The following is a 14,235-nucleotide window of genomic DNA, read 5'->3' on the forward strand; positions in this document are numbered from 1 at the left end:
CCGACAGTGCTCGTCCTCGAACGCTGCCTCAAGGCCATCTGGACGCGCTACCGACGACCGTCAGCGATCCGACGGATCAGTATCCGTCGGGTCAGCTGCCGATGCGATCTGCTTTTCAGTCCGAGGTATCGCAGTAGAAAATCACGTAATACCAAGTCGGATTACCACTGACTGTATAAGTCCGGTGCTCGTAGCAACGGGTATAGCCCTGCGCGTGTGCGAAGTTCCAGGCGTCGACCCGTGCGTCATCCATGGAAATCGTGGACTCACCCTCGGCGTACCCGTTCCACGAGGAGGGCGGCATTGCCTGCGCCGACGGAGCGCTCATGAACAGGGCTGCTCCGATGCTGGCAGTCGTGAGAAAAGCCTTGGCAGCCCGGGTGCGGAGTGAGTACATGCCGTCTCCTCGAAATCTTGATTGAGGAACGAAGTTAGCATTAAGGCGATTAAAGAGGAATAGGCAATATACGGCTTAATCGCCTCGCGGGCCGGCCTGAGCCGCCGCCGAGAATCGCCGCACAACGCGTCAGCATGGTTGGTCAGCGGACCTGAATGACCGCATCTCGGCGGGGGATGAACTCGCCGATCACGACGCCGCCGGTCGCGATCTCGCCGGCCAGCAGCAGGCCGCCGCTGGTCTGGGCGTCGGCCAGCAGCAGCAACTCGTCCTCATCGACGCCTGACTCCAGGTTCGGCCGGACCCAGTCCAGATTGCGGCGGGTGCCGCCGCTGACGAAGCCGTCGGCCAAGGCCTGCCGGGCGCCGTCGAGGTAGGGGACGGCGGCGGCGTCGATCACCGCGGTGACCCCGGAGGCCCGGGCCATCTTGTAGAGGTGGCCGAGCAGGCCGAAGCCGGTCACGTCGGTGGCAGCGCGCAGTCCGGCCTCCAGCGCGGCGGCGCAGGCCTCCCGGTTGAGCGTGACCATCGACGCGATCGCCTGCTCGAACACCTCGCCGGTGGCCTTGTGCCGGTTGTTCAGCACGCCCACCCCGAGCGGCTTGGTGAGCGTGATGGCCTGGCCGGCCCGGGCGGCGTCGTTGCGCAGCAACCGGTCCGGGTGCGCCAGGCCGGTGACCGCCATGCCGTACTTGGGCTCCGGATCGTCGATGCTGTGCCCGCCGGCGACCGGGCAGCCGGCCTCGGTGGCGATGTCCAGGCCGCCGCGCAGCACCTCACGCAGCAACTCGGTCGGCAGCAGGTCCCGCGGCCAGCCGACCAGGTTGATCGCCAGCACCGGCCGCCCGCCCATCGCATAGACATCCGACAGCGCGTTCGCGGCGGCGATCCGGCCGAAGTCATAGGCGTCATCGACCACCGGGGTGAAGAAGTCGGCGGTGCTCAGCACGGCGGTGTCGCCATCGATGCGCACCACCGCGGCGTCGTCACCGTCGTCCAGGCCCACCAGCAACCCTGCCGAGCCCGGCCCGATCAGGCCGGCCACGATCGCTTCCAGCTCGCCCGGCGGGATCTTGCAGGCGCAGCCGCCGCCGTGGGCGTACTGGGTCAGTCGGTGGCCCGCGGTGATCACCCTGTCGAGGCTAATCACCTCAGCGCTAGCGTGACGGGCGGAGGCGTACGTGTTCCTGGTGGGCACCCCGGTCTTCAAAACCGGTGAAGTCGAGTACCTCGGCTTGGCGAGTTCGATTCCCGTCCGCCTCCGCTACGCGCCAGAGCACGCACGCAAGGCCAGCCGCCAGTCGGAAAGGAGCGCGCCGGTGACCGATCCGCGCCGCCAGGTGCCGCGCACCGACGCGCTGCTTGCCGACCCGCGGCTGGCCGAGGCGGCCGGCCGGCTCGGCGGCGCCCGGCTCAAGGCGACCGTCGTCGCGGTGCAGCAGCTGATCCGGCAGGGCGAGCTGGCGCCGGACGAGGCAGTGTCGGCCGTGCTGGCCCGGCTGCCGGCCGCGGCCACCTCGCTGAACCGGGTGCTGAACGCGACCGGAGTGGTGCTGCACACCAACCTCGGCCGGGCCCGGCTGTCCGAGCCGGCGGCGCAGGCGGTGCAGCGGGCAGCCGGCTACCTCGACGTCGAGTTCGACCTGGCGAGCGGGCGGCGGGCCCGCCGCGGCCGGGGTGCGCTGGCCGCGCTGGCCCAGGCAGTGCCGGCCGCCGAGGCGGTGCTGGTGGTCAACAACGGCGCGGCCGCCCTGCTGCTGGCGGTCACCGCGCTGGCCGGCGGCCGCGAGGTGGTGATCAGCCGCGGTGAGCTGGTCGAGATCGGGGACGGCTTTCGGCTGCCCGAGCTCATCGAGTCCACCGGCGCGCGGATCCGTGAGGTGGGCACCACCAACCGCACCAGCCTGGCCGACTACGCCGATGCCGTCGGCCCGCGGACCGGCTGCCTGCTCAAGGTCCACCCCAGCAACTTCTCCATCGTCGGCTTCACCGCCGGCGCCGGCATCGCCGAGCTGGCCACCCTGCCGGCGCCGGTGATCGCCGACATCGGCAGCGGCCTGCTGCGGCCGGACCCGCTGCTTCCCGACGAGCCGGACGTGACCAGCAGCCTGCTGGCCGGGGCCGGCCTGGTGACCTGCAGCGGTGACAAGCTGCTCGGCGGTCCGCAGGCCGGCCTGATCTTCGGCCGGGCCGACCTGGTGGAGCAGCTACGCCGGCATCCGCTGGCCCGCGCGCTGCGGGTGGACAAGCTGACGCTGGCCGCGCTGGAGGCCAGCGTGCACGGCCCGGCCACCCCGACCCACCGCTACCTGCACGCCGACCCGGACCAGCTGCGCCAGCGGTGCGAGCGGGTGGCCGCCGCGCTGCGAGGCGATGGCGCCGCGGCCGGTCTGGACGGCGCCGCGGCCGGCCTCGACGGGGCCGCTCCGACGATCGAGGTGGTGCCCAGCGCCGGCGCGGTCGGCGGCGGTGGCGCCCCCGGCCTGCGGCTGCCGGGCTGGGCGGTGGCGCTGCCCGAGAGCTATGCCCAGGCGCTGCGCGCCGCTGAGCCGCCCGTGATCGGCAGGCTCGAGCACGGCCGCTGCCTGCTCGACCTGCGCTGCGTCGAGGAGGCCGAGGAGGCCGCGCTGATCGCCGCCGTCCGGTCCGTCGCAGCCTCGGCCGCGGGCGCCGGCTCGGGCGCCGGCTCGGCCTCGGCCGCCGGCTCGGCCTCGGCAGCGGGCACCGGCTCGGCCTCGGACGCCGGCTCGGCCGGACGCTGATGCGGGTCATCGCCACCGCCGGCCACGTCGACCACGGCAAGTCGCGGCTGGTACGGGCGCTGACCGGCATGGAGCCCGACCGGTGGGCCGAGGAGCGCCGCCGCGGCATGACCATCGACCTGGGCTACGCCTGGACGACGCTGGCCTCCGGCGAGCAGCTGGCCTTCGTCGACGTCCCCGGTCATCAGCGGTTCGTCACCAACATGCTGGCCGGGGTGGGCCCGGCGCCGGCCGTGCTGCTGGTGATCGCCGCCGATGAGGGCTGGCGCCGGCAGACCTCCGAGCACCTGGACGCGATCGACGCGCTGGGAATCCGGCACGGCCTGATCGCGGTCACCCGCAGCGACCTGGCTCCCCCGGACCGGACGGCGGCCGTGCTGGCCGACGCCCGCGAGCGCGTCGCCCGGTCCAGCCTGGGCCACCCGCCGGCGCTGGCGGTCTCGGGCGAGACCGGCGCCGGCCTCGATCAGTTGCGCCACGCGCTGCAGCAGCTGGTCAGCGGCCTGCCGGCGCCGGCCCTGGACGAGCGGGTGCGGCTGTGGGTCGACCGGGCCTTCACCGTCAAGGGCAGCGGCACCGTCGTCACCGGCACCCTGGGCGCGGGCCGCATCGCGGTCGGTGACGAGCTGGAGCTGGGCGGCCGTCCGGTGGTGGTGCGGGGCCTGCAGCAACTGGCCGGCCGGGTCGAGCAGGCCCAGGCGGTGGCCCGGGTGGCGGTGAACCTGCGATCGGTGCAGCGGCGCGAGGTCGGGCGCGGGGACTGCCTGCTCACCCCCGGTGCCTGGTGGTCCAGCGACTGCCTGGATGTGGCGCTGGAGCCGTTGCTGGCGGAGCCGCAAAGCCGGCAGGTGCTGCACATCGGCTCGGCGTCGATCCCGGTCCGCTTGCGGTTGTTCGGCGCCGCAAGCGCCGAGGGCATGACCACCGCCCGGCTGAGCCTGGCCCGGCCCATCCCGGTGCAGGCCGGTGACCGGGCGGTGCTGCGTGACCCGGGGCAGCAGAGCATCACGGCCGGGGTGCGGGTGCTCGACGCGGACCCTCCCGCGCTGACCAAGCGCGGCGCGGCCCGGGCCCGGGCAGCCGAGCTGGCCGACGGCACGGCTGCCGGGCTGGCGGGCCAGGTCAGGCGGCGAGGCGCGGTCAGTCGAGCCACCTTGGTCGCGCTCGGGGTGCCGGTGACCGGCACCGACGGCGTGCTGACCCGCGGGGACTGGCTGATCGATTCCGACACCTGGCGGCGCTGGCAGGACGCCCTGCTGGCCGCGGTCGACCGGCACGCCGCGGCCGAGCCGCTGCAGCCCTGGATCAGCGAGGAGGCTGCCCGGCAGGCAGTAGGGCTGCCCGAGCCCAGCCTGCTGGCCGAACTCGCCGCCGGCCTGGAACTGCACGCCGCTGGCGGGCGGATCGGCCGGCCAGGGGCAACCCCCGCTCCCGCCGCAGCGGCCGAGCGCTCGCTGCGGCTGGTCGACGAGCGGCTGGCCAAGAATCCCTTCGACGCCCCCGAACGCAGCGAGCTGTCCGAGCTCGGGCTCGGGGTGAAGGACCTGGCCGCCGCCGCCCGCGCCGGCCGGGTGCTGCGGCTGGCTCCGGACCTGGTGGTGGCCCCGGACGCCGTACAGCGCGCGGTGGCGCTGGTGCGGGCGTTGCCGCAGCCGTTCACCGCCAGCCAGGCCCGGCAGGCACTGGGCACCACCCGGCGGGTCGCCCTGCCGTTGTTGGAGCACCTGGACGCCGCCGGCCTGACCGTCCGGGTCGACGGCGCCCGCCGTGCCGTGCGCGCCTGATCCAGGCAGGATGGAAGTCGGCGGGAAGAAGTCCCGGAACACGCCCTGCCAGCAGAGCCGGTGTCGGGCATCGCAGACAAGGAACTGATCATGAGCGTCCGGCGTGGAGTCCTGTTCGATCTCGACGGCACCCTGGTCGACACCAGCTACCTGCACACCGTGAGCTGGTGGCAGGCCTTCCGGCAGGCCGGGATGGATGTCTCGATGGCTCGGATCCACCGGGCGATCGGCATGGGCGGGGACTACCTGGTGCACGAGGTGACCGACGGCGCCGCCGATGACCAGGCACAGCAGCTCACGCTCAGCCACGACGCCCTGTACTCGGCCCACTGGCCGGCCCTGCGGCTGCTGCCCGGCGCGCGTGAGCTGGTGCGGCACTGCCATCAGGCGGGCCTGGTCACCGTGCTGGCCAGTTCGGCCAACAGCGCCGAGGTCGACGTCCTGACCAGGGTTCTGGACCTCGGCGACGCGGTCGACGCGATCACCGGCTCAGCCGACGCCGACAGCAGCAAACCCGATCCGGACATCATCCTGGTGGCTCTGGACAAGGGCGGACTCCGGCCGGAGAACGCCGTCTTCGTCGGCGACGCGGTCTGGGACGTGCAGGCCTGCGCCAAGGTTGGGCTGCGATGTGTCGGGCTGGAATGCGGCGGCACCAGCGCCGCCGAGCTCACCGAAGCCGGCGCGGTGCGGACCTTCCGCGATCCGGCCGACCTGCTGGCCCATTTCGCCGGCAGCCCGCTCGATTTAAACTGACCCGAGCGCAGTGACTGCGACCTGAGGTAGACACAAGGTTATAGACGGACATTGACCGGCGGTGATTTGTTCATAATCATGACCTACACGGCAGGTGATCTTTCGTGCGGCACGGATGTTTTGGGGGAAGGTCAGGGCGAGTTCTTCCACCGGGCAGGTCAAGCCGATCCCTAGGCACCGCACGTCCCTTGCGCCCGATCACCGCAGGTCGGGTGGGCGGACCGCCATCAACAGGACGTTCGCCGATCAGGAATGACCGACCCGCGAAGGAGCACGTACGTTGACCGTCAACGAGGATCTCGTCACCAGCACCGTTGGCCCCCGGGATCCAGACGATGCCACGCTCGCGATCGACGGCGGCACGCCGGTCCGGACCGCGCCGTGGCCGACCTATGACAAGGGCGCGGTCTTCGTCCAGCCCGAGGACGAGGAGGCCGTGATCCGCGCGGTTCGTAGTCACCTGTTCTTCCGCTACGACTACCGGCCCTACGCCGAAACCGAATGCGGGCAGTTCGAGCGCGAGCTCTGTGACTACTTCGGCGTTCAGCACAGCCTCGCAGTCACCAGCGGAACCGCCGCGCTGGCGCTGGCCATCATGGCCGCCGGAATCAAGCCCGGCTCGCTGATCGCGTGTCCGGGCTTCACGTTCGTGGCCACTCCGAGCGCCATCCTGATGGCCGGCTGCCGGCCGCTGCTGGTCGAGGTCACCCAGGATCTGCACATGGACCTGGACGACCTGCGCCGCCGGTGGACTCCGGAGATCAAGGCCATCATGGTCGTGCACATGCGCGGTTTCGCCTCCGACGCCCAGGCGCTGACCGCCTTCGCCGCCGAGATGGGGGTGCCGCTGTTCGAGGACGCGGTGCCCGCCCTCGGCGCCGAGTTGCACGGCCGCAAGCTGGGCACCTTCGGCCTGGCCGGCGGCTTCAGCACCCAGTCGGACAAGTCGCTGAACTCCGGCGAGGGTGGCTTCCTGCTCACCAATGACAGCGCGCTGTACGCCCGTGCGGTGGTGCTCGCCGGCGCCTACGAGGGCCGGGTCGTGCGGCACTTCGACGACAGCCCGCCGCCGCTGGACACCGACCTGGACCTGCCGCTGCTCAGCCTGCGGATGGATGAGATCCGCGCCGCCCTGCTGCGCTCGGAGCTGGTGCGCCTGCCGCAGCGGCTGGCCTGCTTCCACCGCAACTACTCCTACGTCGCCACCGCGCTGGCCGACGTCGAGGGCATCGAACTCCGCCAGCCGATCGCGCCCGGCGCCTACCTCGGCGAGGCGTTCATCTTCCGGGTGCCCGGCGGCGGCGCCGGAAGCGCTGCGGCCGACAGCACGGCCCAGTGGTTCGCCGACGCGCTCTGCGCCGAGGGGGTCGACGCGCGCAACCTCGGCTCGTCCCGCGACACCAACGTCCGGGCGTTCTGGAACTGGCGGTTCCTGTTCGGCGGCGCCGAGGTTCCCGAGATCCAGGCCCAGCTGCCGGTCACCACCGGTTACCTGCAGGAGGCGGTCGACGTGGCGCTGTCCTCCACGCTCAGCTCCGAGGACTGCGATCACCTGATCACCGCGGTCAAGAAGGTGGCGCGAGCCCTGCGTCAGCACGGCTCGGCTGGCCGAGCGGAGCACGCTTCGCGATGACCGCAGTCGCAGAGACCGGCGCGCTCTCCCGCAGGGCGCTGGTCGGCCCTTTCGGCGGCCTGTTCTTCGGCTACCTCGGCCTGACGGCCGCCATTCCGGTGCTGCCCGGCTTCGTCCGGGACCGCTATGACGCCTCGGACTTTCTGGTCGGACTGATCATCACCGCCACGGCGCTCACCGCGCTGCTGATCCGGCCGCTGGCCGGCGGGCAGGCCGATTACCGCGGCAACCGGCTGGTGATGCAGGTCGGAGCGGTGCTCGTCGCGCTCGGCGGCGTGGCCTACTTCCTGCCGATCGGGCTGGCCGGCCTGGTGGCCAACCGGCTGATGCTCGGCGTCGGCGAAGCCGCGCTGTTCACCGCCGGCGCGGTCTGGGTGGTCTCGCTCGCGCCGCACGACCGGCGCGCCCAGCTGATCGGGCTCTACGGCGTGAGCATGTGGGGCGGCATCTCGGCCGGCACGTTCCTCGGCGCGGTGCTGCACAACATCAGCTACGAGGCGGTCTGGGCGCTCTGCACCCTCGCGCCGCTGGTGGGGCTGGCGCTGATCAGCTCGGCGCCGTCGCCGGCCCGCTCGCCCGGCCCGCGCAAGAAGACCGGGTTGATGCTGCGCCCGGCCATGACGCCGGGGCTGGCGCTGGCGCTGGCCGCCGGTGGCTACGCCGCGCTGGCCGCCTTCGTGGTGCTGCACATGCAGGATCGCGGCACCGACTCCGGAGTGGTGGTGCTCAGCTGCTTCAGCCTGGTCTACGCCGGCACCCGGCTGTTCATCGGGCGGTTGCCCGACAAGTACGGCCCGCGCCGGGTGGCCACCGTGTGCGGGGTCTGCGAGGCGGTGGGCCTGCTGATCATCGCCGTCGCCCCGAACCTGGCGATCGCCATCGTGGGCAGCGTGGTGATGGGCGTCGGGTTCTCGCTGCTGCACCCGTCGCTGGCGTTGATGGTGATGAACCGCACCGACAAGAGCCAGCAGGGCGCGGCACTGGGGGCCTATACCTCGTTCTGGGATCTGGGCCTGGCAGTCTGGGGTCCCCTGGGCGGTGTGATCGCCGGCGCCCTGGGGTACGAGGCTGTCTTCGTGGTCGGCGCCTGCTGCGCCGTGGTGGCCGCGCTGATGGCCCTGCTGATCGCCGATCCGAGCGATCAGCCGGTGACGGCGGCATAGATGGGACAGCCAGTGGAAGAACCGGAGATCACTGTTCTGTGCATCACCGGATGGTGCCGCAACGGCAGCACCATCATCGGCAACATCCTCAACGAGGTGCCCGGCTTCTTCCATGTCGGTGAGATTCACTTCCTCTGGAAGAACTCCGCCGGCCTCGGAGTGAACAATCTGTGCGGCTGCGGCGCCACGCTGACCGAGTGCCCGATCTGGTCGGAGATCCTGCCGGTCGGCCGCCCGGCAGGAGTCTCGCCGGCCGAGCACGCCAGGAACGTGATCCGGCGTCAGCGGGCGGTGGTGCGCACCAGGCACACCTGGCGGGTCATGCGCAACGGCATCGACTCCGCCGACCTCAAGGAGCACGCCGAGTTGATGACAGCCGTTTACCGGACGGTGGCCGAGCGGACCGGTTCTCAGGTGTTGGTGGACACCACCAAGATCCCGGGTGAGGCATCCCTGCTACCGCGGCTGCCCGGCATCCGGACGGTGTTCGTGCACCTGGTCCGTGACCCGATGGCGGTGTCCAACTCCTGGCGGACACCGAAGGACTACGTCTACACGATGTCGGCAGGCAAGAACACCGCCTATTGGCGCGCTTTCAACATCGCCTCCCGGGCCATCCTGCGCCGCTATCCCAAGCAGTCGATGCTGCTGCGCTACGAGGACTTCATAGCCGACCCGGCCGGCGTCGTGGACACCCTGCTGCGGATGTGTGATGCCGACCCGGCCGGCAACCCGGTGCGCGGGCAGGCGGTCTCGTTGCACACCAACCACACCACGACCGGCAACCCGGACCGGTTCCGCATCGGCGAGACGGTGATCCGCCCCCGTGACGACTCCTGGCGCACCGGCCTGCCCCTGCCGGCCCGGCTCGCCACTATGGTGGTGGCCTGGCCGATGGCCTGGCGCTACGGCTACCGCGCCACCGGTGGCCTGCGCGTGCCAGCTCGGCCGACACGGCCTATGACCGCTCCAGCAGCGTCGACCGAGCCGGCTTGGAAGGATGGGACCAGTGGATCTGGGTCTTGAGGGCAGGGTCGCGCTGGTCGTCGGCGGTTCCAGCGGGATCGGCCTGGCGGTGGCCGCCGAACTGGCCCGCGAAGGCGCGCACGTGGCGATCGGGGCGCGGGATCCGGAGAAGCTGAAGGCGGCTGTCGCCGACCTGCAAGAGGGGGCTCGCGGCCGGATCACCGGCACCAGCCTGGACGTGACCGACTCCGGGGCCGCTCAGCGGTGGGTGGATGGGGTGGCCGCCGAGTTCGGGGCGCTGCACATCGTGCTGGTCAGCGGCGGCAGCCCGCCGATCGGCCCGGCCTCGGGGTTCGACGTCGCCGACTACCAGGCCGCCGTGGAGCAGGTGCTCTACCCGGCGGTCGTCGTCGCGCTGGCCGCGCTGCCGCACCTGCGGGCCGCGGGCTGGGGACGGCTGCTGTTCGTCGCGTCCGAGACCGCCGCGGTGCCGATCGGACCGCTGGCCCTGTCCGGGGTCACCCGGGCCGCGATCACGCGCTTGGCCCAGGGGCTGGCAGCTGACCTCGGCCGCGAGGCGATCACCGTCAACGTGCTGGCGCCGGGCACCGTGCGCACCCCCCCGATCGAGCGGGCCGCGGCCAGATTGGCCGGCGAGGGCGGCGACGTCGAGGCCAGGCTTGCGGCGATCGGAGCGCACTGCGCACTCGGCCGGCTGGCACGTCCGGAGGAGGTCGGGGCAGTCGCCGCGTTCCTGGCCAGCGAGCGTGCCTCATTCGTCACCGGAACCGTCCAGCTGATCGACGGCGGGGCCGGCGTCCTCGGCCCGAACCTGCCACACCTGACCGGAACCGCCCCGGACACCTTCACCTAAGCCGGCTTCGCCCCCGGGAACCGACCACCGCGAACACGCACGCTCCAGGAGAGGAAGACCATGACCCAGTCCTTCACCGAGCAGGATGTCGAGAGCTTTTTCGACCAGACCACCCAGACCTACCTCAACTTCTGGGACAGCTCGGGCGTGCTGCACACCGGCTACTTCACCGGCGAGGACGACCACGACTACAAGGCGGCGGCTGAACGCACCTCGGACGTGGTGGCCACCGAGGCCGGCATCAACGCCTCGTCCTACGTGCTCGACGTCGGTTGCGGCTGCGGGCCGTTCCTCATCTACCTGGCCGAGCGGTTCAACTGCCGCGGCGAGGGCCTGGACCTGTCCATCGAGCGGATCAATTTCGCCCGGCAGTTGCTGACCGGTGAGCACCAGGGGCTCAACGTCAACTTCACCCACGGCTCGGCCACCGCCATGCCCTACGAGGACAACACCTTCACCCACGTGGTCAGCCAGGACTCGCTGTGCCTGATCCCGGACAAGCAGAAGACCCATTCCGAGGTGTTCCGGGTGCTGCGGCCCGGCGGCGTCTTCGCGTTCTCCGACTTCCTGCAGCCCAAGCCCGACATCAGCGAGCGTGGCCGCAAGCACGTCTATGACCGGGTCCGCTGGAACAACGGCTTCTCCTACCTGGGCTACCAGCAGGCGCTGGAGCAGGCCGGCTTCGTGGTGACCCACGCCCGCAACCTGGAACCGCAGATCCGCCAGACCTACCGGGTGATCGGCAAGAGCGCGACCGAGCGGGCGGCCGAGACCGAGGATCCGGCAGCCCGGGACTGGATGCTGGCCTTCGCCGAGTCCTGTGGTGAGATCGAGCTGGCGATCGACCGCGGTGAGTTCGGCTGGGGCATCTTCGTCGCCCGCAAGCCGGTCAACGCCGGCTGACGCCGGGCCCGGACATCCCTCGCGACTGAAAGGCTGACATGTCACTGTCTGGTACGACCGAGGTCAAGCGCACGCTCGCCGAGGTGGTCGCCGAACGCAAGAAGCAGATGTCACCGGGCGCCCGGTTCGTCGAGGCCTACCAGCAGGACGGCCTGGACGCCGCGGTCGACTTCGACGTCACGATCACCGACTCGCTGACCAGTACCCGGCGCAAGCCGCGCTACCCGACCCGCAACATGTTCAAGATCGTCAACCTGTCGGCGGAGGGCAGGCAGTTCTACTACCACGAGAGCACCGCGCGGCCCGAGGATCCCGAGGTGCAGCACGGCAAGGAGCGCCGCGAGCTGGCCAACCACTTCCACATGTCGCCGATCCCCGAGCTGCTGACCACCACGGCGTGGGTGCAGCTGCCCGACGGGCTCTGGGAGGACCCGACGGCCTTCGAGGCGTTCATCAACTACCGGCTGGTGATCCGGCTCGGCACGGCCGAGAACTACACCATCCTGTGCGGCGAGCACGGCCTGCTCAACATGCCCGAGATCCCCCGGCTGACCTCCAAGGCGGGTTTCACCTCGACCATCCTGGCCGCCTGTGACGAGGTCGAGCAGATGGGCTGCACGGCCGACGGCCTGGTGCTCAACCCGGTGGACTACTACCGCTACCTCCAGGACGGCCGACTGATGGACACCCTGGAGAACAACGGGGTGTTCATCGTCCGCACCCGGCTGGTCGAGCCGGGCACCGCGCTGGTCGGCGACTTCGGCCACGGCGCGGAGCTCTTCGACGCCGGCCGGTCGACGATCCGGTTCGCCGAGCCACCGCCGGGGACGTTCAGCCGACCCGGCATCGCGGTGAAGGCCGAGATCTACGAGCGGGTGGTGGTGAACCTGCCGTTCACCTTCTACCTGGTGACCCTGTAGGCGACGGTGCCTGACCGGCCGCTGACCGGCTCGTCCCACGAGCCGGACGTGTTGGTGATCGGGGGCGGCGCCGCCGGGCTCTGGTGCGCGTACTTCCTGCGGCTGGCGGGGCACACCGTCACCGTGTTGGACCGGGACGCGGTGGGCGACCCGGTGGCCTGCTCGTACGGCAACACTGGTTTCGTGGCCAACGGCGGTGTTCCGCTGGCCGGCCCGGCCGTGCTGCGCCACGGGATGCTCTCGGTGCTGCGGCCCGACGACCGGCTGGCGCTGCCGCCGACCCTGGACCGCCGGCGGTTGCACTGGCTGTGGCAGCTGCACCGGGCCGGCCGGCCGGAGCAGGTCCAGCGCAGCGCGAGCCTGATGGCCGAGCTCAAGCGACGCAGCTTGGAGATCCTGCACGAGCTGCGGGTCAGCGACCTGCCGCACCCCGACTTCACCGCGGCCGGCGTGGTGCAGGCCTACAAGACGGCTGAGGCCTTCGCGCGGGCCCGGCAGGCGCTGCCGCGGGCGGTGGCCGCCGGGGTGCGGCTGCGCGTCCTGGAGCCGGACGAGCTGCGGGCGCTGGAACCGGACACCGAGTTCGACATCGCCGGCGCGCTGTACAACGAGGGCGGTGGCTTTCTGCGCGTGCCCGACTTCATCGTTTCGCTGGCTCGGACGCTGACCGAGATGGGCGTCGACCTGGTCGAGAACTGCACGGTCGACGGCTTCGAGGTGTCCGGGCGCGCGGTCGTGGGCCTGCGCACCGACCGCGGCGAGTTCCGGCCCCGCGAGATCGTGGTGGCGGCGGGCAGCTGGTCGGACACGCTCGCCCGGCAGCTGGACGTGGACCTGGAGCTGCAGCCGGTCAAGGGCTACACCATCACGGTGCGCAGGCCCGACAACGCCCCGCGCGGCCTGGTGTTGCTGGTGGAGGGGACGGTCGCGGTACGGCCGTTCAACGACCAGCTGCGCTACGGAGGTGACATGGTGCTGGCCGGCATGGACACCTCGATCTCGCGCCGGCGGGTCGCGCGGGTGCTGCGGACCGTGCACGACCACCTGCCCGCCATGCGCAGCACCGAGACACTGCAGGTGTGGACCGGGCTGCGGCCCTGCACCCCGGACAGCCTGCCGTTCATCGGCCGGGCGCCGGCCTATGACAACCTCATCGTGGCCGCCGGCCACGGCCACAACGGCATGGGCCTGACTCCGGTGGGCGGCCAGCTGATCGCCCAGCTGATCGGGGGCAGCCCGCCGTCGATGGACCTCGCGCCGTTCCGGCTGGACCGTTACACCGCGCCTCCATCCTGGCTGCGTCCCCGCCCTGCCAAACCCCGGCCCGCCCAGCCCGTTGGAGGACCACGATGACCGCCATCCCCGCAGAGGCGCCGATCGGCGTGATCGGCCTCGAGACCATCTTCACCAAGATCCCGGGCCACATCCGCAACCCGGACACCTTCGGGTTCCCGGTGATCTACGAGGTCGTCGAAGGGGCCACCGCCGAGCGGGTGGTGACCCAGGCCGACCCCAGCCTGATCGAGCCGTTCTGCCTGGCCGCCCAGAAGTTGCAGGCGCGTGGCGCGGCGGCCATCACCACCGGGTGCGGGTTCCTGGTGCTGTTCCAGAAGCAGCTGGCCGACGCGGTGAGCGTGCCGCTGTTCTCCTCCAGCCTGCTGCAGCTGCCGATGGTGCACCGGATGATGGCCGCCGACCAGCACGTGGGCGTGCTGACCGCCAAGCAGGCTTCGCTGACCCCGCGGCACCTGGCAGCGATCGGCGCCGAGTCGGTGCCGATCCGAGTGGCCGGCATGGAGGATCAGCCGGAGTTCCGCGAGGTGATGCTGGAGGGCCGGCGTGCCGAGCTGGACGTCGAGCGGATGCGTGGCGAGGTGCTGACGGTGGCCGGCCGGCTGGCCGGGGACCAGTCACTCGGCGCGGTACTCCTCGAGTGCACCGATCTGGTGCCGTTCGCCAGCGACATCCAGAGGCTGCTCGGAGTGCCGGTCTTCGACATCGTGACGCTGACCAACATGGTGCACGCCACCCTCACCCGGCGCCCCTACCGCTAGCTGTTGCGGCGATCGGTCGCTGA

13 protein-coding genes and 1 tRNA gene are annotated in these 14,235 nt (G+C 71.4%); 12 read left to right on the plus strand and 2 right to left on the minus strand.

Annotated elements, in window-relative coordinates:
• Window positions 1-115 precede the first annotated feature (115 nt).
• Together VF557_02865 and selD are read right to left on the minus strand one after the other, a co-directional pair.
• Window positions 116-397, minus strand: coding sequence for a hypothetical protein (locus tag VF557_02865; protein ID HEX8079132.1), 282 nt, complete (start codon window positions 395-397; stop codon window positions 116-118).
• Between the two features lie 142 nt (window positions 398-539).
• Window positions 540-1,529 (minus strand): selenide, water dikinase SelD, encoded by a 990-nt coding sequence (gene selD, locus VF557_02870; protein ID HEX8079133.1) that lies wholly within the window; start codon window positions 1,527-1,529, stop codon window positions 540-542.
• Window positions 1,530-1,568: 39 nt separating this feature from the next.
• Here selD and VF557_02875 point away from each other — a divergent pair.
• The 12 genes from VF557_02875 to VF557_02930 all read left to right on the plus strand — a co-directional run bounded on the left by VF557_02875 (window position 1,569) and on the right by VF557_02930 (window position 14,212).
• Window positions 1,569-1,661 (plus strand) — tRNA-Sec (locus VF557_02875).
• Between the two features lie 55 nt (window positions 1,662-1,716).
• Window positions 1,717-3,159, plus strand: coding sequence for an L-seryl-tRNA(Sec) selenium transferase (selA, locus tag VF557_02880; protein HEX8079134.1), 1,443 nt, complete (start codon window positions 1,717-1,719; stop codon window positions 3,157-3,159).
• Window positions 3,159-4,943: a selenocysteine-specific translation elongation factor gene (gene selB, locus VF557_02885; GenBank protein ID HEX8079135.1), complete on the plus strand. Its 1,785-nt coding sequence runs from the start codon at window positions 3,159-3,161 to the stop codon at window positions 4,941-4,943. Before selA ends, selB begins: the two co-directional genes overlap by 1 nt.
• A 90-nt stretch (window positions 4,944-5,033) precedes the next feature.
• A complete protein-coding gene (locus VF557_02890) occupies window positions 5,034-5,699 on the plus strand; it encodes an HAD family hydrolase (GenBank protein ID HEX8079136.1) in 666 nt (221 codons plus the stop codon).
• 280 nt (window positions 5,700-5,979) lie between these two features.
• On the plus strand, window positions 5,980-7,332 hold the full coding sequence (locus tag VF557_02895; GenBank protein ID HEX8079137.1) for an aminotransferase class I/II-fold pyridoxal phosphate-dependent enzyme: 1,353 nt from the start codon (window positions 5,980-5,982) through the stop codon (window positions 7,330-7,332).
• Window positions 7,329-8,495: an MFS transporter gene (locus VF557_02900; GenBank protein HEX8079138.1), complete on the plus strand. Its 1,167-nt coding sequence runs from the start codon at window positions 7,329-7,331 to the stop codon at window positions 8,493-8,495. The genes VF557_02895 and VF557_02900 overlap by 4 nt, the downstream gene beginning before the upstream one ends.
• On the plus strand, window positions 8,496-9,521 hold the full coding sequence (locus VF557_02905) for a sulfotransferase (GenBank protein ID HEX8079139.1): 1,026 nt from the start codon (window positions 8,496-8,498) through the stop codon (window positions 9,519-9,521).
• Window positions 9,505-10,335: an SDR family oxidoreductase gene (locus VF557_02910; protein HEX8079140.1), complete on the plus strand. Its 831-nt coding sequence runs from the start codon at window positions 9,505-9,507 to the stop codon at window positions 10,333-10,335. Before VF557_02905 ends, VF557_02910 begins: the two co-directional genes overlap by 17 nt.
• Before the next feature lie 60 nt (window positions 10,336-10,395).
• On the plus strand, window positions 10,396-11,238 hold the full coding sequence (locus tag VF557_02915; protein ID HEX8079141.1) for a methyltransferase domain-containing protein: 843 nt from the start codon (window positions 10,396-10,398) through the stop codon (window positions 11,236-11,238).
• A gap of 38 nt (window positions 11,239-11,276) precedes the next feature.
• Complete coding sequence (locus tag VF557_02920; GenBank protein HEX8079142.1) at window positions 11,277-12,158, plus strand: family 3 encapsulin nanocompartment shell protein; 882 nt, start codon at window positions 11,277-11,279, stop codon at window positions 12,156-12,158.
• Between the two features lie 6 nt (window positions 12,159-12,164).
• Window positions 12,165-13,511, plus strand: a complete 1,347-nt coding sequence (locus tag VF557_02925) for an FAD-dependent oxidoreductase (GenBank protein ID HEX8079143.1) — start codon at window positions 12,165-12,167, stop codon at window positions 13,509-13,511.
• Window positions 13,508-14,212, plus strand: a complete 705-nt coding sequence (locus VF557_02930) for an aspartate/glutamate racemase family protein (GenBank protein ID HEX8079144.1) — start codon at window positions 13,508-13,510, stop codon at window positions 14,210-14,212. Before VF557_02925 ends, VF557_02930 begins: the two co-directional genes overlap by 4 nt.
• Window positions 14,213-14,235: the final 23 nt, after the last annotated feature.

It is taken from the genome of Jatrophihabitans sp., from assembly GCA_036389035.1.
Lineage (GTDB): Bacteria > Actinomycetota > Actinomycetes > Mycobacteriales > Jatrophihabitantaceae > Jatrophihabitans_A.

Bases quoted from the DNA above. Each gene is read 5' to 3' on its own strand.
- VF557_02890 (HEX8079136.1), top strand. From the start codon at position 5,034: ATGAGCGTCCGGCGTGGAGTCCTGTTCGATCTCGACGGCACCCTGGTC.
- selB (HEX8079135.1), top strand. From the start codon at position 3,159: ATGCGGGTCATCGCCACCGCCGGCCACGTCGACCACGGCAAGTCGCGG.
- VF557_02930 (HEX8079144.1), top strand. From the start codon at position 13,508: ATGACCGCCATCCCCGCAGAGGCGCCGATCGGCGTGATCGGCCTCGAG.
- VF557_02865 (HEX8079132.1), bottom strand. From the start codon at position 397: ATGTACTCACTCCGCACCCGGGCTGCCAAGGCTTTTCTCACGACTGCC.
- VF557_02920 (HEX8079142.1), top strand. From the start codon at position 11,277: ATGTCACTGTCTGGTACGACCGAGGTCAAGCGCACGCTCGCCGAGGTG.
- VF557_02900 (HEX8079138.1), top strand. From the start codon at position 7,329: ATGACCGCAGTCGCAGAGACCGGCGCGCTCTCCCGCAGGGCGCTGGTC.
- VF557_02915 (HEX8079141.1), top strand. From the start codon at position 10,396: ATGACCCAGTCCTTCACCGAGCAGGATGTCGAGAGCTTTTTCGACCAG.
- VF557_02905 (HEX8079139.1), top strand. From the start codon at position 8,496: ATGGGACAGCCAGTGGAAGAACCGGAGATCACTGTTCTGTGCATCACC.